Source organism: Pantoea sp. GM_Pan_4 (assembly GCF_026541005.1).
Taxonomy (GTDB): Bacteria; Pseudomonadota; Gammaproteobacteria; order Enterobacterales; family Enterobacteriaceae; genus Pantoea; species Pantoea dispersa.
This window is the reverse complement of the sequence record NZ_JALNUZ010000013.1, coordinates 42,426-62,954: the sequence shown is the minus strand read 5'-3', so window position 1 is coordinate 62,954 and position 20,529 is coordinate 42,426. Positions and strand designations below refer to the sequence as shown.

The 20,529-nt window shown below is 59.4% G+C and carries 21 protein-coding genes; 9 read left to right on the top strand and 12 right to left on the bottom strand.

Going from position 1 to position 20,529, the window contains the following annotated elements; translation table 11 throughout:
- Nucleotides 1–3: 3 nt before the first annotated feature.
- On the top strand, nt 4–1,008 hold the full coding sequence (trpS, locus tag OXR61_RS20200) for a tryptophan--tRNA ligase (RefSeq protein ID WP_021507427.1): 1,005 nt from the start codon (nt 4–6) through the stop codon (nt 1,006–1,008).
- A 40-nt stretch (nt 1,009–1,048) separates the two neighbouring features.
- Here the strand turns inward: trpS and OXR61_RS20195 are convergent, their stop codons facing one another.
- The 5 genes from OXR61_RS20195 to nirB all read right to left on the bottom strand — a co-directional run bounded on the left by OXR61_RS20195 (nt 1,049) and on the right by nirB (nt 6,676).
- Nucleotides 1,049–1,495, bottom strand: coding sequence for a hypothetical protein (locus tag OXR61_RS20195; protein WP_021507428.1), 447 nt, complete (start codon nt 1,493–1,495; stop codon nt 1,049–1,051).
- 72 nt (nt 1,496–1,567) lie between these two features.
- Nucleotides 1,568–2,932, bottom strand: a complete 1,365-nt coding sequence (gene cysG / locus OXR61_RS20190; protein ID WP_021507429.1) for a siroheme synthase CysG — start codon at nt 2,930–2,932, stop codon at nt 1,568–1,570.
- 46 nt (nt 2,933–2,978) lie between these two features.
- Entirely contained in the window at nt 2,979–3,782 is an 804-nt protein-coding gene (nirC, locus tag OXR61_RS20185; RefSeq protein WP_021507430.1) for a nitrite transporter NirC, read from the bottom strand.
- A 30-nt stretch (nt 3,783–3,812) separates the two neighbouring features.
- Nucleotides 3,813–4,139 carry a nitrite reductase small subunit NirD gene (gene nirD / locus OXR61_RS20180; protein WP_021507431.1) on the bottom strand — a complete coding sequence of 109 codons (327 nt, stop codon included), beginning with the start codon at nt 4,137–4,139 and terminating at the stop codon, nt 3,813–3,815.
- Complete coding sequence (gene nirB / locus OXR61_RS20175) at nt 4,136–6,676, bottom strand: nitrite reductase large subunit NirB (protein ID WP_031279688.1); 2,541 nt, start codon at nt 6,674–6,676, stop codon at nt 4,136–4,138. The genes nirD and nirB overlap by 4 nt, the downstream gene beginning before the upstream one ends.
- Before the next feature lie 235 nt (nt 6,677–6,911).
- On the opposite strand from nirB, the gene OXR61_RS20170 reads away from it, so the two are divergent.
- The gene (locus OXR61_RS20170) at nt 6,912–8,195 is read left to right on the top strand and encodes a cytosine deaminase (protein ID WP_021507433.1); all 1,284 of its coding nucleotides are present in this window, start codon (nt 6,912–6,914) and stop codon (nt 8,193–8,195) included.
- A 48-nt stretch (nt 8,196–8,243) separates the two neighbouring features.
- Here the strand turns inward: OXR61_RS20170 and tsgA are convergent, their stop codons facing one another.
- Nucleotides 8,244–9,422 (bottom strand): MFS transporter TsgA, encoded by a 1,179-nt coding sequence (tsgA, locus tag OXR61_RS20165; RefSeq protein ID WP_021507434.1) that lies wholly within the window; start codon nt 9,420–9,422, stop codon nt 8,244–8,246.
- 261 nt (nt 9,423–9,683) lie between these two features.
- Here tsgA and ppiA point away from each other — a divergent pair, with 261 nt between their 5' ends.
- The 5 genes from ppiA to OXR61_RS20140 all read left to right on the top strand — a co-directional run bounded on the left by ppiA (nt 9,684) and on the right by OXR61_RS20140 (nt 13,032).
- Nucleotides 9,684–10,256 carry a peptidylprolyl isomerase A gene (gene ppiA / locus OXR61_RS20160; protein ID WP_021507435.1) on the top strand — a complete coding sequence of 191 codons (573 nt, stop codon included), beginning with the start codon at nt 9,684–9,686 and terminating at the stop codon, nt 10,254–10,256.
- Nucleotides 10,257–10,356: 100 nt separating this feature from the next.
- Nucleotides 10,357–10,527: a YhfG family protein gene (locus tag OXR61_RS20155; RefSeq protein WP_021507436.1), complete on the top strand. Its 171-nt coding sequence runs from the start codon at nt 10,357–10,359 to the stop codon at nt 10,525–10,527.
- Nucleotides 10,517–11,110, top strand: a complete 594-nt coding sequence (locus OXR61_RS20150; RefSeq protein WP_021313655.1) for a putative adenosine monophosphate-protein transferase Fic — start codon at nt 10,517–10,519, stop codon at nt 11,108–11,110. Before OXR61_RS20155 ends, OXR61_RS20150 begins: the two co-directional genes overlap by 11 nt.
- Before the next feature lie 41 nt (nt 11,111–11,151).
- On the top strand, nt 11,152–11,727 hold the full coding sequence (locus tag OXR61_RS20145) for an aminodeoxychorismate synthase component II (RefSeq protein ID WP_021507437.1): 576 nt from the start codon (nt 11,152–11,154) through the stop codon (nt 11,725–11,727).
- An 87-nt stretch (nt 11,728–11,814) separates the two neighbouring features.
- Nucleotides 11,815–13,032 carry an aspartate aminotransferase family protein gene (locus tag OXR61_RS20140; RefSeq protein ID WP_059012478.1) on the top strand — a complete coding sequence of 406 codons (1,218 nt, stop codon included), beginning with the start codon at nt 11,815–11,817 and terminating at the stop codon, nt 13,030–13,032.
- Here OXR61_RS20140 and OXR61_RS20135 read toward each other — a convergent pair.
- Complete coding sequence (locus OXR61_RS20135) at nt 13,029–15,104, bottom strand: YccS/YhfK family putative transporter (protein ID WP_021507439.1); 2,076 nt, start codon at nt 15,102–15,104, stop codon at nt 13,029–13,031. The two genes, OXR61_RS20140 and OXR61_RS20135, sit on opposite strands and share 4 nt — an antisense overlap.
- Nucleotides 15,105–15,162: 58 nt before the next feature.
- Nucleotides 15,163–15,795 carry a cAMP-activated global transcriptional regulator CRP gene (gene crp, locus OXR61_RS20130; protein ID WP_000242755.1) on the bottom strand — a complete coding sequence of 211 codons (633 nt, stop codon included), beginning with the start codon at nt 15,793–15,795 and terminating at the stop codon, nt 15,163–15,165.
- Between the two features lie 304 nt (nt 15,796–16,099).
- Here crp and OXR61_RS20125 point away from each other — a divergent pair, with 304 nt between their 5' ends.
- The gene (locus OXR61_RS20125) at nt 16,100–16,504 is read left to right on the top strand and encodes an OsmC family protein (protein ID WP_021507440.1); all 405 of its coding nucleotides are present in this window, start codon (nt 16,100–16,102) and stop codon (nt 16,502–16,504) included.
- A 70-nt stretch (nt 16,505–16,574) separates the two neighbouring features.
- Here OXR61_RS20125 and OXR61_RS20120 read toward each other — a convergent pair whose 3' ends face one another.
- From OXR61_RS20120 to OXR61_RS20110, 3 genes are all read right to left on the bottom strand, one after another.
- Complete coding sequence (locus OXR61_RS20120; protein WP_021507441.1) at nt 16,575–17,444, bottom strand: phosphoribulokinase; 870 nt, start codon at nt 17,442–17,444, stop codon at nt 16,575–16,577.
- A gap of 61 nt (nt 17,445–17,505) precedes the next feature.
- Nucleotides 17,506–17,724, bottom strand: coding sequence for a YheU family protein (locus OXR61_RS20115; RefSeq protein WP_021507442.1), 219 nt, complete (start codon nt 17,722–17,724; stop codon nt 17,506–17,508).
- Between the two features lie 2 nt (nt 17,725–17,726).
- Nucleotides 17,727–18,743: a hydrolase gene (locus OXR61_RS20110; RefSeq protein ID WP_021507443.1), complete on the bottom strand. Its 1,017-nt coding sequence runs from the start codon at nt 18,741–18,743 to the stop codon at nt 17,727–17,729.
- 60 nt (nt 18,744–18,803) lie between these two features.
- On the opposite strand from OXR61_RS20110, the gene OXR61_RS20105 reads away from it, so the two are divergent.
- Nucleotides 18,804–19,406: a LysE family translocator gene (locus OXR61_RS20105; protein WP_031279689.1), complete on the top strand. Its 603-nt coding sequence runs from the start codon at nt 18,804–18,806 to the stop codon at nt 19,404–19,406.
- A 1-nt stretch (nt 19,407) separates the two neighbouring features.
- On the opposite strand, the gene OXR61_RS20100 is transcribed toward OXR61_RS20105, so the two are convergent.
- Nucleotides 19,408–20,388: a LacI family DNA-binding transcriptional regulator gene (locus OXR61_RS20100; protein ID WP_021507445.1), complete on the bottom strand. Its 981-nt coding sequence runs from the start codon at nt 20,386–20,388 to the stop codon at nt 19,408–19,410.
- Nucleotides 20,389–20,529 lie beyond the last annotated feature (141 nt).

The window sequence follows — 20,529 nt, the reverse complement described above, 5'->3', positions numbered from 1 at the left end:
AACATGAGCAAACCCATCGTTTTCAGCGGCGCCCAGCCTTCCGGTGAACTGACCATTGGCAACTACATGGGTGCGCTGCGTCAGTGGGTGCAGATGCAGGATGATTTCCACTGCATTTACTGCATCGTCGATCTGCACGCCATCACCGTTCGTCAGGACCCGGCCGCGCTGCGCAAAGCCACGCTGGATACGCTGGCGCTGTATCTTGCCTGCGGTATCGATCCGGAAAAAAGCACTATCTTCGTGCAGTCGCACGTACCGGAGCACGCCCAGCTGAGCTGGGTACTGAACTGCTACGCCTACTTCGGCGAACTGAGCCGCATGACGCAGTTCAAGGACAAATCGGCACGTTACGAAGAGAACATTAACGCCGGCCTGTTCGATTATCCGGTGCTGATGGCGGCCGATATTCTGCTGTATCAGACTAACCAGGTGCCGGTCGGCGAAGATCAGAAGCAGCACCTTGAGCTGAGCCGCGATATCGCCGCGCGCTTCAATGCCCTGTACGGCGACGTGTTTAAAATTCCTGAGCCGTTTATTCCGAAGTCCGGCGCGCGCGTGATGTCACTGCTGGAGCCGACGAAGAAGATGTCGAAATCCGATGATAACCGTAACAACGTGATTGGTCTGCTGGAAGACACCAAATCGGTGGTGAAGAAGATCAAGCGCGCAGTGACCGACTCGGAAGAGCCGCCGGTAGTGCGTTACGACATCAAAGAGAAAGCGGGTGTGTCAAACCTGCTGGACATTCTGTCCGGCGTGACCGGTAAGCCGATTGCGCAGCTGGAGCAGGAGTTCGAAGGTAAAATGTATGGTCACCTGAAAGGTGCGGTGGCTGATGCTGTGTCTGAGATGCTGACTGAGCTGCAGGAGCGTTATCACCGCTTCCGCAATGACGAAGCGTTCCTCAACCAGGTGATGCGTGATGGCGCAGCGAAAGCCCGTGCGCATGCCCAGGAAACGCTGAAGAAAGTGTATGACGCCGTAGGCTTCGTGGCGCAGCCATAAGCCGGTTTGCCGGGGCGCGGCACAACGCGCCCCGCAGGCTTTACTTCACCCGATGCAGCGTCAGCTCTGCGCCATCCCAGAATAGCCGCGCATTGCCGTCGGCCAGCACGCTCAGTACCGCGCCCGGTGCCGGTCCCCACGCCTGATTGCCACAGTGCACGTTGAAGCCATAGCGAAAGCTGAAATCACGATCCTGTCCGGCCCCGCTGGCGGCGCTCAGGCGCGGTTTGCCCTGGCAATTGTCGGTCGCCGGATTAATGGCGCGTTCGGCAGTGCCGCGCGTCCAGCTAATCGCATTGGGTTTAAACGCCACGCGCGCGCCCATAAACTGCGGATCGTTTTTGATGTAAATCTGGCCGTTCTCCTTTTTCGGCGTCACGGCAACCACCTGCCATTCGCCCGTGACCGATGACCACGTTACCGGGGCGGCACTCACCGCCACGCTCAGCGGCATCAGCAGCGCCGCGGCCAGAGAAATAATGCGCATGGAAACTCCTTGTGATTGATTTGGCTGCTCAGTCTGGCGGCAAAGCGCAGCGCTGTACAGTATTTTACCGCATCAGAACCAGCGCAGCTGCGTGCGCAGGCTGACCACGCGGCCCACAATGATCAGCGCCGGACTGGCAAACTGCTGTGCCAGGGTCGCCAGCTCCTGCAGCGTGGCGCAGGCGACGCGCTGCTGCGGCGTGGTGCCGTGCTGCACGATAGCCACCGGCATCGCTGCGTCCATCCCGTGCCGTAACAGCTGCTGCTGAATGTCGGCCGCCTGGCTGAGGCCCATATAAAACACCAGCGTCTGCTGCTCCGCCGCCAGTTTGCCCCACTCCATTTCGCCGTGCTGCTGCAGATGGCCGGTGACGAAGCGCACGCTCTGGGCATGGTCGCGGTGGGTGAGGGGAATACCGCTGTAGGCGGCACAGCCGGAGGCGGCGGTGATGCCCGGCACCACGCTGAACGGGATGTTATGCTGCGCCAGCACCTCCAGCTCTTCGCCGCCGCGGCCAAAAATAAAGGGATCGCCGCCTTTGAGGCGCACCACACGCTTGCCGCGCTGCGCCTGCTCCAGCAGCAGCTGGTTGATTTGTTCCTGCGGCACGCAGTGATGGCCCGCCTGCTTACCCACGAAGAGGCGTTCGGCATCGCGCCGCACCAGATTAAGAATCGGCTCCGACACCAGCCGGTCATACACCACCACATCAGCCTGCTGGATAGCCTGCAACCCTTTCAGCGTCAGCAGACCGGCATCGCCCGGCCCGGCGCCGACCAGCACGACTTCGCCCTGCTGCGTCAGCGGCGCCGCAAACAAGGCATCGACCTGCGCGGCAGCGCGTGCCCGATCGCCGTTGGCCAGCGTTTGGGCCAGCCGATCGCTGGCAAAGAAGCGCTCCCAGAAGGCGCGGCGTGGCGCCATGGCGCTAAAATGCTGCTTCACTCGCTCGCGCAGTGAGCCCGCCAGCGCAGCCAGTTCGCCGAGATGCTGGGGCAGCATTGCCTCCAGCTTCTCACGCAGCAGACGCGCCAGCACCGGCGCGCGGCCTCCGGAAGAGACGGCGATCATCAGCGGCGAGCGGTCGACGATCGACGGCATAATGGCGCTGGCCTGCTGCGGCGCATCCACCAGGTTACAGAAGAGGCGGCGCTGTTCGGCGGCGTCAGCCACCTGCTGATTGACGGCATCATCGTTGGTAGCCGCAATCGCCAGCCAGCATTCATCCAGCCAGTCATCGGCAAAGGCGCCGTGCAGTAACGTCACTTTTCCCTGTTGAGCCCACAGCTGAAACGCCGGGGAAAAATCCCGCGCGCCGACGTACAGCTCTGCGCCGGCTTCCAGCAGCAAACGCGCTTTGCGTTCAGCCACATCGCCTGCGCCAACCAGTAAACAACGCTTGCCTTGCAGCCGACAAAACAGCGGAAAGTAATCCATAACGAATCCTGAAAAAAAGCCCGCACGGTGCGGGCTGTGGAAGGGATTATACCGATTTCAGCGGCGAAGCCTGGGCTTGCGTCTGCGGGCGCTGCGCCTGCGGCGTGGCATACCAGTAGCCGAGGCCCATCAGCACCATGCCAGAGAACATATTGCCGAGCGTCACCCACAGCAGGTTGTGGCCGATGCCGCGCAGCGTCAGGTCGGCGCTGTGCTGGCCAAACCACGACAGCGCAAATACCGTCATGTTGGCGATGGAGTGCTCGTAACCGGAGGCGATAAACGCCAGCAGGCACCACCAGATAGCGATGAACTTCGCGGCCCCTTCGCTGCGCACTGCCATCCAGATCGCCAGACACACCAGCCAGTTGCACAGCGCGCCTTTAAAGAACAGCGCCATCGCCGTCTGCGTGGTTTTTGCCAGCGCTACGCTGTGGATCAGCGAGCCGGCGTTCGGCAGCAGCGCACCAGCGGCGTAGTAGTAGAGCAGGGCGACAAACACTGAGCCGATCAGGTTACCCAGCCAGGTTTGCGGCAGCACGCACCACATCTGGCCGTGGCTGATGGTGCCGGCTTTGACGCCCACGGTGAGGAACATGGTATGACCGGTAAATAGCTCGGAACCGGCGATGATGACCAGCGTCAGGGCAATACCGAAGGTGGCGCCCATCAGCAGTGGACGATATGCCGGGTCCGCCAGATTACCGAGGGTGAAGATCAGGATGATCGCCAGGCCAACGTAAGCGCCGGCCATCGCCGATCCAATCCAGAAGGCCAGCGGGCTGTGCTGCGCGGTGCGTACAATGCGCGCCGCATTGGCGGCGCAGGTGTTCAGGGTGTCAGAAAACATAGTGACGTCTCATAAAGTGAAGGAATTCTGTCAGGCGCAGACTTCGACCTGGCCGTTGCTGACGCGCACCGCATAGCTCGCCACCGAGCGGCTTTCATCTTCCAGACAAACGCCATCGCTCAGGCGAAAACGCTGTTTTTTCAGTGGGCTGGCGACCCACAGCGTGTGCTGGTGTTCGGCGATCAGGCCGCGCGATAACACGCTGGCTTCAGCAAACGGGTCGATGTTGCTCAGAGCGTACAGCTGCGCATCGTCGCGCGGGCGAAAGATGGCGATCTGCTGGCCGTTAACCAGCGCGCACACGCCGGTAGCGGGCAGGATTTGTGTGAGTTCACACACGGTGTACCACTGGCTCATGCGTCAGCCTCCTCGATCAGGGTAATCGCGATGCGCTCCGCCGGACGCGCCGGGCGATGCTGCTCGCGTTCACTGACGTGCTGCACCAGCGGGTCGCGCTGCGGGCTGTTAATAAACGTGGCAAAGTGCGCCTGCTGCTGCGGGTCGTTAACCGTGGCGGTCCATTCACAGCGGACGTCAGCGCGCAGACGCGTCAGCTCCTGCTCCAGCTGCGCGTTAAGGCCGAGCCGGTCGTCGATAATCACGCTGCGCAGATAGTCGATGCCGCCGTCCAAGCTCTCCAGCCACAGCGAAGTGCGCTGCAGGCGGTCGCCGGTGCGGATGTAAAACATCATGAAGCGGTCGAGATACTGCAGCAGCGTGTCGCGGTCGAGGTCAGCCGCCAGCAGATCGGCGTGGCGCGGTTTCATGCCGCCGTTGCCGCACACGTACAGGTTCCAGCCTTTTTCGGTGGCGATGACGCCGACATCTTTGCCCTGCGCTTCGGCGCATTCACGGGTACAGCCAGAGACGCCAAACTTCATCTTGTGCGGCGTGCGGATGCCTTTGTAGCGGTTTTCCAGCTCAATGCCGAAGCCGAGGCTGTCGCCAACGCCATAGCGGCACCAACTGCTGCCGACGCAGGTTTTCGCCATGCGCAGCGCTTTGGCATAAGCCTGTCCGGTTTCAAAGCCGGCGGCAATAAGTTGTGACCAGATGGCCGGCAGGTCGTCGCGCTGCGCCCCAAACAGGCCGATGCGCTGTGAGCCGGTGATTTTGGTGTAAAGGTTGTACTGCCGCGCCACTTCGCCCAGCGTCATCAGCCCCTGCGGCGTGATTTCACCGCCGGCGGTGCGCGGAATCACCGAGTAGGTGCCATCTTTCTGGATGTTGCCGAGATAGAGATCGTTGCTGTCCTGTAGCGGCGTGTGCTGCGGCTTGAGGATGTATTCGTTCCAGCAGGAGGCCAGCAGCGATCCGACGGTCGGTTTACACACTTCACAGCCGTAACCCTGGCCATACTTCGCCAGCAGCGCGTCAAACGACTTGATCTCCTCCACGCGGATCAGGTGATACAGCTCCTGGCGCGAATAGGCGAAATGCTCGCACAGGTGATGATTGACTTCGATGCCCTGACGGCTCAGCTCAGCGTTCAGCACTTGCGTAATCAACGGGATGCAGCCGCCGCAGCCGGTACCGGCGCGGGTTTCGGCTTTCAGCGCCGCCACGGTGTGGCAACCCGCCTGCACCGCGTTAACGATATCGCCTTTGCTGACGTCAAAGCAGGAGCAGATTTGCGCGCTGTCCGGCAGCGAATCGACGCCCAGCGCCGGTTTTTCGCCGCTGCCCGCCGGCAGAATCAGCAGCGCCGGGTTTTCCGGTAAGGGGATGTGATTGAGCGCCAGCTGCAGCAGATTGCCGTAGTCGCTGGTGTCGCCCACCAGCACCGCGCCGAGCAGAGTTTTGTTGTCTTCGCTGACGATCAGGCGCTTATACACGTGCTGCTGTTCATCGAGCCAGATGTAACTGCGCGCGCCCGGCGTGCGGCCGTGCGCATCGCCAATGCCGCCGACGTCCACGCCCAGCAGCTTGAGTTTGGCGCTCATATCGGCACCGGCAAAGACGCTGTCACGCCCGACCAGCGCATCGCTGGCGACCTGCGCCATTTTGTAGCCCGGCGCCACCAGACCGTAAATCCGATCCTGCCAGGCGGCGCATTCCCCAATCGCGTAGATCGCCGCATCGCTGGTCTGGCAGCGATCGTTGATGGCAACGCCACCGCGCTGGCCGAGCGCCAGGCCGCATTGTTGCGCCAGCTTATCCTGCGGACGAATGCCGGTGGAGAACACGATGAAGTCGACGTCGAGCGCGCTGCCATCGGCGAACTCCAGCGTTTTACCGCCCTTAGCGTGATGCACAATCTGCCGGGTATTTTTGCCGGTATGGACCTGCACGCCCATCTGTTCGATCTTACGCCGCAGCTGTTCGCCGCCCTGCGTATCCAGTTGTTCCGCCATCAGCACCGGCGCAAACTCAATCACGTGCGTTTCAATGCCGAGATTTTTCAGCGCGCCCGCCGCTTCCAGTCCGAGCAGACCGCCGCCAATCACCGCACCGCGTTTGCTGCGGCGCGCGCAGGCTTCAATGGCGTTGAGATCTTCGATGGTGCGATAGACAAAGCAGTCGCTGCCCTCCGCGCCGGCGATCGGCGGGATCCACGGATAAGAACCGGTGGCCAGAATCAGCGTGTCGTAATGCACCGCACGACCGGTGTTGGAGTGAATCAGCTTTTCCTCACGGTTGAGGGTAATGGCGCGCTCGCCGAGCAGCAGATTGACCTGATGCTTTTCGTAGTAGCCTTCGCGCACCAGTGAGAGTTCTTCGGCGGTGTGGTGGGAAAAATAGGCGGAGAGATGGACGCGGTCATAGGCGACGCGGGGCTCTTCACAGAAAACGGTTATCGCGAACTGCTCAGGGGCGGCTTTGTCGATCAGTTCTTCGATAAAGCGGTGGCCAACCATGCCGTTGCCAATAATAACGACACTGTGCTTGCTCATGCTTGCCTCAAAATTTGCGGGATCTGCGCCTACCTTAGCGCGCTGTTTCTGGCGCTTATTGACGTACATCAACTGCGGCTTTATATACCCATTTAGAGGTATGTTGCTGATTTTAAGCGTTTTTATCTAAGTCTTTTATTTGGTTGAAAATTACCCAATGGCGGCAGAAAAGTTGCCAGCGGCGCGGCCGTTTTTCGTGCTAGCTTAAGATGTTGCGTTTTCAGCGGAGAAGGATATGACCCAGCAAGCGTTTAAGTGGATAAACAACCTGCGCCTGGCAGGCCAACCGGGTTTATGGCAGATCGAAATTCGCCACGGCAACATCAGCGCCATTATTCCGCAGCCGCCGCACGCGGCCGCCCAGCCGGATGCGCTGGATGCCGCCGGTGGCCTGGCGAGCGCGCCGTTTATCGAGCCGCATATTCATCTCGACACCACGCAAACCGCCGGCGAACCGGCGTGGAATCAGTCCGGCACGCTGTTTGAAGGCATTGAGCGCTGGGCTGAACGCAAGGCGCTGCTCAGCCATGAGGATGTGAAGCAGCGCGCGCGGCAGACGCTGAAGTGGCAAATTGCCAACGGCATTCAGCACGTGCGTACCCACGTGGATGTGTCCGATCCCACGCTGACCGCCTTAACCGCGATGCTGGAGGTGAAAGCGGAGATGGCGCCGTGGATCGATATCCAGATCGTGGCCTTTCCGCAGGAGGGCATTCTCTCTTATCCCAACGGCGAAGCGCTGCTGGAAGAGGCGCTGCGCCTTGGTGCCGATGTGGTGGGCGCGATCCCGCATTATGAATTTACCCGCGAATATGGCGTCGAATCACTGCACAAGGCGTTTGCGCTGGCGCAGCGCTATGACCGGCTGGTGGACGTGCACTGTGACGAGATTGATGATGAGCAGTCGCGCTTTGTCGAGACCGTGGCGGCGCTGGCGCACCGCGAAGGCATGGGCGCGCGCGTCACCGCCAGCCACACCACGGCGATGCATTCGTACAATAACGCCTATACCTCGCGGCTGTTCCGCCTGCTGAAGCTGTCGCAGATTAACTTTGTCGCCAATCCGCTGGTGAATATTCATCTGCAGGGACGCTTTGACAGCTATCCGAAACGGCGCGGCGTGACGCGGGTGAAAGAGCTGCTGGAGGCGGGTATCAACGTCTGCTTCGGCCATGATGATGTGTTCGATCCCTGGTATCCGCTCGGCACCGCCAGCATGCTGCAGGTGCTACATATGGGGCTGCACGTCTGTCAGCTGATGGGCTATGAGCAGATCGACAGCGGTCTGCAACTCATCACGCACAACAGTGCCAAAACCATGCAGCTGGCGGATTATGGCGTGCAGGTGGGCAACGCGGCCAGCCTGATTATTTTGCCTGCTGATAACGGGTTCGATGCGCTGCGCCGTCAGGTGCCGGTGCGCTATTCGCTGCGTAAGGGCGTGCTGGTGGCGGCCACACAGCCGGCAAGCAGTGAAATTTATCTCGGCGCTAGCGAAGCGGTGACGTTTCGGCGTTAAGGAAGCGGGAAGAGGAATAGCGGCGCGAGGCTTCGCGCCGCTCGGGGATCAGGCAGTCTGGTGAGCGTGCTGGCGATGTTTAGTGACAAAGCCGAGCAGCACACACATCACGAACACCACCGCGTACAGCGCGTTCGCGGTGGACAGCGCCGCGTGCGCACCGCCTTTGGCCACGATCGGGCCGGTGACCACGAAGGTCAGCATGGTGCCGACGGTGCCGCAGGTGAGGATGAAGTTCACCAGCTTCGGCGATGACGCTTTGGTCTGCAGCGAGCCCAGCGTGATGATGGTGGTGTAAATGGCGCTGGAGAAGAAGCCAAGCGACATAATGATCCAGTGCAGCATGCTGGCATCGGTGGTTTTCACGAACCAGAACATCAGGCCGGTGGCCAGCAGCGCCAGCACCACCAGAATGCGTTGCAGGTCGAAGAAGCGCAGCAGGAAGCTGAACGCCCACATGCCGACCATATAGGCGGTCCAGAAGTTACCGACCAGCTGACCGGCGGCGGCGATATCCATGCCCATTGATTTGGTGGCGTATTCCGGTACCCAGGAGATGAAGCCGAGCTGGCCGAGGATGTAGCACAGTGCCGCGATTGACAGGAACAGCACGCCGATGCCCCACTTCTCTTTTTCGCCGCCCTGCACCGCGGCTTCGCTCTTCAATACCGGGAACTCGACCATCAGCGTCAGGATGAAGATCGCCACGTAGATCACGCCAATGCAGGCGTAAACCCAGTACCACGGCAGCGCGCGCGCCAGCAGAATGCCCGCGATAATCGGGAAGATGGTGCCGGCCATGCTAAAGAACGAGTCGGTAAACAGCAGACGGGAACCGCGCTGGCGACCATCGTACAGATGGGTAATCAGGAAGGTGCCGATCGACATGGTGATACCGCTGACCACGCCGAGCACGAACATGCACAGCGAGAACACCGTGAGGTTATGGCTGGTCATCAGCCCGGCCACGGCGAGGATCATCAGCACAAAGCCAAAGATCAACTGGCGCTTGAGTGGCACAATCACCATCAGCCAGGCGTTCAGGAACACCGCCGCCAGAATACCGGCGTTAAGGAAAGTGAAGGTGTTGCTCATCTCTGAGATGGGCAGCTGGAAATACTGGGCAATATTATCCAGCACCATACCGGTAACGATCACCAGTGCGCCGGTGAGCGCATAGGAGAAAAAGCTGATCCAGGTAAGGCCAATGCGATTACGGTTTGTCATGTTCTGAACCTGTGATGCGCCGACGTGGCAAAAAGTGTCATGAATTGTAAATGGATCTGTGATCGTAATAAACAAGCAGTGAAACGTGCGAGAAATATTTCATTAATAGTGTGATTTTCGTCACGCAAATGATTGCGCGACGGGAAAAGTATGACGATAGCAACATCAGCGTAAATATAGGTAAAACGCTGGCTCTTGTATTACATGCTCTTTACAATCAATCTCGTTTTTGAGCTTGCTCTCCAAGGTAAGGAATCTTTCATGCTTAAACGTACTTTGACAGCGGCGGTTGCCCTGTTAGCGCTCTCTTCTGTATCTGCTTCGGCTCTGGCGGCGAAAGGGGATACGCACGTGCTGCTCACCACCTCTGCGGGCAATATCGAACTTGAACTGGATAATCAGAAAGCCCCGGTTTCAGTAAAAAACTTTGTGGATTACGTGAATAACGGCTTCTACAACAACACCATTTTCCATCGTGTGATCCCTGGTTTCATGATTCAGGGCGGCGGCTTCACGGCGGATATGCAGCAGAAGCAGACCAACGCGCCGATCAAAAACGAAGCGGATAACGGCCTGCGCAACCTGCGTGGCACCATTTCCATGGCGCGTACCGCTGAGAAAGACAGTGCCACCAGCCAGTTCTTCCTGAACGTGGCGGACAACGCTTTTCTTGACCATGGTCAGCGCGACTTCGGCTATGCGGTGTTTGGTAAAGTAGTGAAAGGCATGGATGTGATCGACAAGATCGCCCAGGTGCCGACCAAAGATGTCGGGCCATACCAGAATGTGCCGTCAAAACCGATTGTTATCACTTCCGCGAAAGTCCTGCCGTAATCCCTCTGCGCGCCACCCCTGGGTGGCGCCGTCTGCCGCGCACCGGCAAAGCTGAAATTTGCTCTTATACTTAGGGCACATCCTGCTTGCCGGAGGCGCTATGAGCAGCAAACTCACCGAAAAACAGAAAATCACGTTGTGGCAGCAAACCCGTGCGGCCAATTATCAGGCCAGCTGCAAACTGGCCGGTTACACGCTGAATGAACCTGCCGTCGAGAGCGCCCAGGCGGACGATCGTCTGGCATCGCTGAGGAGGCAATATGGCGGATAACAGCCTGGCGGTGCGCGATCCCTATTTGTGGCACAACGATGACGTGCTGAAAAACCTGCTGGAAATTCACGACGTGGCGCAATTGCGTAAAGCCGAGCTGGCATTCAGCGCGGCGCGGCTGGCCACGCTGGCGCTCGGACCGGCCACGCCTGGCCTGCCGCACCTGCGCCATATTCACCGCACGCTGTTTCAGGATATCTACAGCTGGGCCGGCGAACTGCGTACCATCGACATCTGGCGCGACGACACGCCCTATTGCCACTGCGAGTACATCGAGAACGAGGGCAATGCGCTGATGAGCGCACTGGAAGAGGAAGAGGGCCTGTGCGACCTCGACCCGCAGACCTTCGTGGCACGCATCGCGCATTACTACTGTGAAATCTACGTCCTGCATCCGTTCCGTGCCGGTAACGGGCGGGCACAGCGCATCTTTTTCGAACAGCTGGCGCTGCACGCGGGCTATCTGCTGAACTGGGATACGCTGGAGCCTGAAAGCTGGCACCAGGCCATCGTCGCCGGCGTTGGCGGCGATCTCGCGCCGCTCAATGCGCAGTTTGCGAAAGTGGTGAGTCCGGCGCGTTAAAATGCGTAGAATAGCGGCGGTTTTACTGGCCTGAGGGCATTATGCTGCTGCTAATTGATAACTACGACTCCTTTACCTGGAATCTCTACCAGTACTTCTGTGAACTGGGCGCGCAGGTGCGTGTGGTGCGCAACGATGCAATGACGCTGGAAGAGATGACGGCGCTGCCGCTGAGCCATCTGGTGATCTCGCCGGGCCCCTGCACGCCGGATCAGTCCGGCATCTCGCTGGCAGCGATCCGCCACTTTGCCGGACGGCTGCCGATTCTTGGTGTCTGTCTTGGCCATCAGGCGATTGCGCAGGCCTACGGTGCGCAGGTGGTGCGCGCGCGCCAGGTGATGCACGGCAAAACCTCTGCGGTGCAGCACACCGGCCAGGGCGTATTCCGCAACCTGAATAATCCGCTGACCGTCACGCGCTATCACTCGCTGATTGTGGCGCGCGACACGCTGCCGCCGGAGTTTGAAGTCACCGCCTGGAGCCTGCGCGATGGCGTTGCCGATGAGATCATGGGCTTCCGCCATCGTACGCTGCCACTGGAGGGCGTGCAGTTCCATCCGGAGAGCATTCTCAGTGAGCAGGGACATCAGCTGCTGGCGAATTTCCTCAATACGTAACTTCCGTTTGCCATTGCATGATTTTTTATGCATATTTTGTGATTATAATTTCACATCAGCTCAACAAATAACCCGATGAGGTCATCAATGGCAGCGGAAAATCTAGCGGTAAGCCGGGAAACGTTCGATAACGTTATTTTGCCTGTTTATGCACCTGCGCAGTTTGTGCCGGTCAAAGGCAAAGGCAGCCGCGTGTGGGATCAGCAGGGCAAAGAGTATATCGACTTCTCCGGTGGTATCGCGGTCACCGCGCTTGGCCATTGTCATCCGGCGCTGGTGGAAACGCTGAAAAGCCAGGGCGAAACCCTGTGGCACACCAGTAACGTGTTCACCAATGAGCCGGCACTGCGCCTCGCCAGTAAACTGATCGCGGCGACCTTCGCCGAGCGGGTATTCTTCGGTAACTCCGGTGCCGAAGCGAACGAAGCGGCGTTCAAACTGGCGCGCTACTACGCCTGCAAAAAGCACAGCCCGTTCAAAAGCAAAATTATCGCTTTCCACAACGCCTTCCACGGCCGCACGCTGTTCACCGTCTCGGTGGGCGGTCAGCCGAAATACTCCGATGGCTTTGGCCCGAAGCCGGCGGATATCGTCCATGTGCCGTTTAACGATCTGGCCGCGGTGAAGGCGGTAATTGACGACCACACCTGCGCGATTGTGGTGGAGCCGATTCAGGGGGAAGGCGGCGTGATGCCGGCAACGCCGGAATTCATGCAGGGATTGCGTGCGCTGTGCGATCAGCACAACGCGCTGCTGGTGCTGGATGAAGTGCAGAGCGGCATGGGCCGCAGCGGTAAGCTGTTTGCTTACGAACACTATGGTATCAAGCCAGATATCATCACCACCGCTAAAGCGCTGGGCGGCGGTTTCCCGGTGAGCGCGATGCTGACCACCCATGAAATCGCCTCGGTGATGGCGCCGGGCGTGCACGGCACCACCTACGGCGGCAACCCGCTGGCCTGTGCGATTGCCGAAACCGCGCTGGATATCATCAATACGCCCGAGGTACTGAATGGTGTCGACGCGCGCCGTGAGCAGTTTGTCTCGGCGCTGCAGAAAATCAATGAGCAGTTCGACATCTTCAGTGAAATTCGGGGCAAAGGGCTGCTGCTGGGTGCCGTACTCAACGCGCAGCACGCCAGCAAAGCGCGCGATATCCTCAACGCTTCCGCCGCTGAAGGCCTGATGGTACTGACCGCCGGCAGCGATGTGATTCGCTTTGTGCCGTCGCTGGTGATTGAGCCGACCGATATCGCAGAAGGCATGGCGCGCTTTGCCCGGGCGATCGCGAAAGTCCTGAACTAACCTTTCGGCTTCAGCACGCTGAGCCAGCGGCCGTGATGCGGGCGCTGGCTCCACGCCAGTGAAGAAATGGTGTGCATCACATTGAGGTGCTGCAGAATGCGCTTCACATGCTGTTCGACAATCGTCACCGGCCCCTCATTCAGATTCTCCGGCGCTTCCAGAATATTGCTGTCGTTGCCCGGCCCGTCGTAAGCCAGCCGCTGCTGACAGCGCTGCAGCGCGATTTCACAGGACTGCAAATAGCGCTCCGCCAGCTTTGGCGTCAGCATGGTGTGCTCGCGCGCCAGAATGGTCATGGCGTTGATGTGCTCGACGATAAACTGGCTGTGAGTCACCCACAGGCGCATATCTTTCAGATACTGGAAGTTAAAGCCCGGCTCGGTGGACGCCTGGTTGAGCGAGTTAAACAGCGCGTTGTGCGCCTGGTTAACCTTGACGCGCTGATACGCCAGCTTTTCCGGCGCCTGCTCCGGACCGAGCAGCAGGCGCAGCGCCTCCTGATATGCCTCCAGCGCATCGTGCGCGTTATTGCGCAGCAGCCCGCTCTGCCATTGCGGCCATAGCCAGATCATACCGGCGAAGGCAATCAGACAGCCCATCAGCGTATCCATCATGCGTGGCAGCAGGAACTGCGCGCCATTCAGTGACAGCAGCTGCAGCGAATACACCGCCGTTACGGTAAAGCCAATCATCGACCAGCCATAATATTTACGCGTGATCAGATAGCTGGCGAGCGTGATGACCAGCATGGTCAGCAGGGCAATCGACTCCGGAACAGCAAAGCGCAGCGACGCCGCGGCGATCAGCAAGCCGGCGAAGGTGCCGAGCGCCCGGTGCTGAATGCGCACGCGCGTGGCGCTGTAGCCGTTCTGGCTGACAAACATGATGGTCATCAGAATCCAGTAAGGCTTGGGAATATTGAAGAACAGCGCCAGCGCGCTGCCGAACATCAGCATCACGGCGAAGCGCGCCGCCGTCCGCAGCGCGGCAGATTTCAGCGACAGGTAGCTGCGCAGCGCCGGCAGCAGCGGCAGGCGGCGCTGGCGATCGGCCATCAGGTCGCGGGTGTACAGTGGCTTCTGCGTGCGCAGCACGCGGGCGATGCGGCTGAAATGGTAGAGGCAGAAATTACCGACCGGATTATCCGGGTGCTGCCGGGCAATTTTCTCCAGCGCGCCGAGCGGCTTCTCCATGTGGAAGCGTTCCGGCAGCTGGTGATAGAGAATGGCATCGGCCAGCACGCGCAGCCGTGCCGAAATGATTTTCGCGTTCCAGCGGATCACCGCCTCGGCGTGGCTTTGCTCCACCAGCTTTTGCACCTCTTCCGGCTGGTGCAGGCTGACCGAGATATGTTCCTGCAGATCGAGCGCGACCTGGAAAGCGCGCGTCAGGCGTTTATGGCTGTTATCACGGCTGGCGGACAGCATATGCATCTGCTGGTAGCAGGTGGTGATCAGATCGACCGCTTTCTGCTGGCGCGCCAGTAGCGGCGGCAGCGCTTTTTCCGGATCGGTCAGCTGCGTCAGCAGGGTGTATTTGGCGTCGCAGTAATCGGCCAGCTCGCGGTACAGCAGGCTGAGGGTCTCGCGCATCGGCTGCTCTTTCCACAGCCAGAACCAGAACCAGTTAAACAGCCCGTACCACAGCGTCCCGCCGATATACAGCAGCGGCGGGACCCACATCGGCATACGGCCGACGAGGCTTAAGGTAAAGATGGCGGCGATCAGCGTGCCGGGCAGCAAACGACCATGCAGCGGGCTGATTTCACCGGTCACGCCCACCAGCAGCGGTAACACCAGCAGAATCAGCGGCAGCGGCACCGCGTAAGCCGTGAGGTACTGAATCAGAAAACTGCCGCTGGCGAACAGTGCGCCGCCGACAATCAGCCGTTTGAAGAACCGCTTGTGTGGCGTATCCAGACCGGCGATGTTGCAGCAGGCCGGCACCAGGGAGAACAGCAGCCCTTTTTGCAGATCGCCAAACAGCCAGCCGAGCGCCACAGGCAGGCACAGCACCAGCGTTTGCCGCAGCGCATAGTTAACTTCCGGATGATAGATGATTCGACGCCACATCAGCTCATCGTAAACAGAAACGGCGCGATGTTGCCATCACGCCGTGGGTGAGAAGAAATCAGCGGGTGCCGTAAACGACGATGGTTTTGCCGTGTGCGGAGATCAGGTTCTGATCTTCCAGCATTTTCAGGATACGACCCACGGTTTCGCGTGAGCAGCCCACGATCTGACCAATCTCCTGACGGGTGATTTTAATCTGCATACCGTCCGGGTGGGTCATGGCATCAGGCTGTTTCGCCAGGTTGAGCAGCGTTTGCGCGATACGGCCGGTCACATCGAGGAAGGCAAGGTTGCCGACTTTTTCAGATGTTACCTGCAGGCGACGCGCCATCTGCGCCGACAGGCGCATTAAAATATCCGGATTGACCTGAATCAGCTGACGGAATTTTTTGTAGGAAATTTCAGCCACTTCGCAGGCGGTTTTCGCACGTACCCAGGCGCTACGCTCCTGGCCCTCTTCAAACAGGCCGAGCTCACCGATGAAATCCCCCTGATTGAGGTAGGAGAGAATCATCTCTTTGCCTTCTTCATCTTTAATCAGTACCGCGACGGAACCTTTCACGATGTAGTACAGCGTTTCCGCTTTCTCACCCTGATGGATGAGGGTGCTTTTGGATGGATATTTGTGAATATGGCAATGGGACAGGAACCATTCGAGTGTAGGGTCTGTTTGCGGTTTGCCGAGAACCATTCGCTATTATCCTCTGTTGTAATCGTGCCCAAAATACAGGGGGCAGTTTTCCCTGTCAGGCGGTGAAATCGTCCAGCGTTTCCCGTGAGGGACAGTTATTCGGGGGTGGATTCGTAAGCGATGCTTTTGATTCGTCCCGCTTTCGTCTTTCGTGACGAAAATATTTTCAGCACTGTTTGTAGCATAGCTTTTGCAACCTGTCTCCTGTTGTCTCGCTTCAGCAGGTGGGGGATGCGTCTGCATTGCTGTTTGTCAGGTGAAAGCGTACTCTGGCGGCAAAACCGCCGCTTCAGGAGAAAGAATAATGCAGGCACGAGTGAAATGGGTGGAAGGGCTGACCTTTCTCGGAGAATCCTCATCCGGTCATCAGGTATTAATGGACGGCAATTCCGGTGATAAAGCGCCCAGCCCGATGGAGATGGTGTTGATGGCTGCGGGCGGCTGCAGCGCGATTGACGTGGTGTCGATTCTGCAAAAGGGGCGCAACGATGTCGCCGATTGTGAAGTCAAACTGACCTCGGAACGCCGCGAAGAAGCGCCACGCATTTTTACGCATATCAATCTGCATTTTATTGTCAGCGGCAAAGCGCTGAGCGATAAAGCGGTGGCGCGCGCGGTGGATCTGTCCGCGGAGAAGTACTGTTCGGTGGCGATCATGCTGGGCAAGGGCGTCGAGATAACGCACAGCTACGAAGTGGTGGAGCTGTAATCCAGCCGGGAGCGCGGGCCTGCGCTCCCGATCTCAGTTCCTCCCGGCGAAACTGGCGCGTTAGCCTGCGCTATTCAATACGTTTTCCTTCAATCAACCGCTGCACCAGCGGCGTCATGATCAACTCCATCGCCAGTCCCATCTTGCCGCCCGGCACCACCAGCGTATTCATGTGGGAAATAAACGAGCCCTGGATCATCGCCAGTAGATAAGGAAAAGCGATGCCCTCCAGGCCGCGAAAATGGATCACCACAAAGCTCTCATCCAGCGACGGGATTTCACGCGCGGCAAACGGGTTCGAGGTATCCACGGTCGGCACGCGCTGGAAGTTGAGGTGCGTGCGGGAAAACTGCGGCGTGATGTAGTTGATGTAGTCTTCCATCGAACGCACCACCGAATCCATCACCGCTTCGCGCGAATGGCCGCGCTCACTGGTGTCGCGCACCAGTTTCTGAATCCACTCCAGATTGACAATCGGTACCACGCCAACCAGCAGATCGACATGTTCCGCCACGTTATGCTGCTGCGTCACCACGCCGCCGTGCAGGCCTTCATAGAACAGCACATCGGTGTTTTCCGGCAGCGGCTGCCAGGGTGTAAACGTGCCCGGCACCTGATTCCACGGCACCGCTTCATCGTAGGTGTGCAGATATTTGCGCGACTGGCCGAGTCCGCTCTGGCCATAGTCGCGAAAAGTCTGCTCCAGCAGGCCGAAGTCGTTGGCTTCCGGGCCAAAGTAACTGATGTGACGCCCGAGGTCGCGCGCCTTACGAATCGCCATGTCCATTTCCGGACGGGTATAGCGATGGAAACTGTCGCCTTCTACTTCCGCCGCGTGCAGATCCAGCTGCTGGAAAATTTTACGGAAGGCGAGACTGGTGGTGGTGGTTCCGGCGCCGCTGGAACCGGTAACGGCTATGACTGGATGCCTGGCTGACATAACAGCGCTCCCTGTGAAGTCCGGCGATGAGCATTGTTACCACGAATTGCCGCCTGACGCATCAGCCGCGAAATTCACGCCGCGGCATAATATTGACCGATTCATGCAATTCTGACCATACCAGTACCACCTCGCCCTGCTCGAGCTGGCGGCGCACGTCGGCCACTTTCTGCGTCAGGCTGCGCTCCTGCTCGCCATAATCGGTGCCTTCACGCAGCACAAAACTTTCTATCAGGTTTTCCAGCGTTGTCGGGTCGAGTTCTTGCCAGGGAATAATCACAATTACATATCCAGATAAGTTGAGAGCCAGTCCGGCACGCGCTGCTCCAGCCACATTTTGGGTCGCAGCAGGCTGCCGCCCACGAAGCCGACGTGACCGCCTTGCTGCGTCAGCTGATATTCAATTGTGGCAGACAACTGCTGCGGCTGCGGGATCACCGCATCGGTCATAAAGGGATCGTCTTTGGCATGGATGATCAGCAGCGGCTTGCGCACGCCGGTCAGCAATGGCATGGCGCTGGCGCGCTGATAATAGTCGCGCGCATCAATAAAACCGTGGGCGCGGGCGGTAATCGCATCATCAAACTCACGCAGCCGGCGGAAGGCGCGCAGCTGCGTCAGATCGACCGGCAGCGTGCCCGGCCAGGCGCGCAGTTTGCGCGTGGCGTTTTTCTTCAGCTGGGTCAGCAGGTAGTGCTGATAAAAGCGTGAAAAGCCCACGTCCAGCTTCTGGCTGCATGGCTCAAGCGCCAGCGGCGCGGAGATGGCGACCGCGGCATCCAGCGGGGCCGACGTGCCCTGCAGCCCCAGCAGACAGGCCAGCATATTGCCGCCAAGCGAAACGCCGACCGCCGCAGTCGGCACCGTGCCCCATTCGCGCTGCAGCCAGTGCAGAAAATAGGTGGCATCTTCAGTTTCACCGGAGTGATAGATGCGCTGCAGACGGTTCGGCTCGCCGCTGCAGCCGCGGAAGTGCATGATCACCGCCAGCCAGCCGCGCGCCTGACACGCCTGCATCAGCCCATGGGCATACGGGCTGCGGAAACTGCCTTCCAGCCCGTGGAACAGCACCATGCGCGGCTTGTGACGTGCCTGTGCCGGATTTTCGCTCCACGCCAGATCGACGAAGTCGCCGTCCGGCAGATCGAGGCGCTGCCAGTGCGGGCGCAGCGTGACGCGCCGGCGCAGCAGGCGCGGCAGCAGCGTTTGCAGATGCGCATTGCCGAAGCCGCGCAGCGGGGTAAAGCGCTCGCCGCTCGGGCGATCAAAATAGCCTGGGATAGTACTTGTCTGATGCATAACTCGCTGATAGCTTCGATGGGTTGTTCGCTTTTCTGGGTGAGGGGCACCCGAATATACATGGAACTGAGTCTTTTTTTATCAATGCTGGGCTTTCTCTGGGTCGCGGCCATCACGCCAGGGCCCAATAATATGTTACTTACCGCCTCAGGTGCTAATTTTGGCTTCCTGCGCACCTTTCCACTGCTGATTGGTATCATGATTGGCATGCAGGTGATGTTGCTGATGGTGGCGTTTGGCATCGGCAGCCTGATTCTGCTCTATCCCTCACTGCATCTGGTACTGAAAGTGGCCGGTAGCCTCTACCTGCTGTGGCTGGCGTGGAAAATTGCCACCGCCGAATACGAAACGCTGGAGACCGACGATGCCAGCGTGAAGCAGATGCCTTTCTGGCAGGGCGGGTTACTGCAACTGATCAACCCGAAAGCGTGGCTGATGGCGCTGGGCGCGGTCGCCAGCTTTAGCCTTGCCGGCAGCGCCTATCTGCATTCCGTGGTGGCGATCAGCATCGGCATGGCGCTGGTGAACGTAGTTTCCGGCGTGATCTGGATGGGTTTCGGTTCGCTGATTGGCCGCCTGCTGCGCAGCCCGCGCGCGTGGAAAATCTTCAACCTCGCCATGGGTGCGCTGACCGCAGCCTGCGTGCTGTTGATCTGGCATTGAGTCAGCTGGAGGCGCGCTCAATGCGCGTCCACGGCAGTACTTCATGCACCACGGCCGCCTGGCGCTGACGGATGCGCGCCAGCAGCAGCTGCACGCTGCGGGCACCCATCTGGTTCATCGGCTGGGCAATGGTGGTCAACGGCGGGTTGATGCTGCTGGTGAACGGAATGCCGTCAAAGCCGACCACCGCCAGATCCTCCGGCACGCGCAGTCCAGCCTCCAGAGCAGCGTGAATCACACCAACCGCCAGCACGTCTGATACCGCAAACACCGCATCCGGCCGCTCTGGCTGCGTTAGCAGTTCGCGCAGCGCCGCGCTGCCCGCTTCGCAGGAGATGTCGCTGGCGTAAGCGACGCCGTGCCAGTCAAGCCCCAGCTGCGTGATGGCGTCGCGATAGCCGCTTTCGCGCTGGTGCGAATAGAGATAGCGCATATCGCAGTTGACCAGCGCAATGCGCTGACGCCCTTTGCCGGCCAGATAATGCACCGTGTCATAGGCCGCCTGACGGTTATCGATGGTGACGCTGGAGGCGTTCACCGAGGGATCGTACTCCGCACACTGCACCCACGGCGCATCACCAATCAACTCTTTCAGTCCCTGCAGACAGGCCGCGGCGTCCATGGTGATCACCCCATCCACCACTTTGCCGGCCAGCAGCGCCAGATAGGCGGTTTCCCGCCGCAGCTGTGACGCGGAATTACATAACAGGATGTGATAGCCGTGCGCTTCGGCCTCCGCCTCAATGCCCTGCACCACCCGTGAACAGAACGGATTGGTGATATCGGAAATCAGCACCAGCAACATGTTGCTTTGCGCGGTACGCAGCTGGCGCGCCAGCAGGTTGGGCTGGTATTCGCACACATTAATTGCGGCCAGCACCCGTTTACGCGTATCTGGCCGGACGCCAGGATGCTGGTTCAACACCCGTGAAACCGTGGCTTTCGACACGCCCGCGAGGCGCGCAACTTTCTCAATCGACATGGAGGCCAGTACCGCTGTAAAAGGGGGAAAAAATCAAGACGAGATCAATACCACAGTCGGCATGTGAGCGCCTGACATATTTGTTCCGAACCAGCGGTTTTGTATTTGCACTTTTTGCATAGCGTTAACCGATGTTGATCT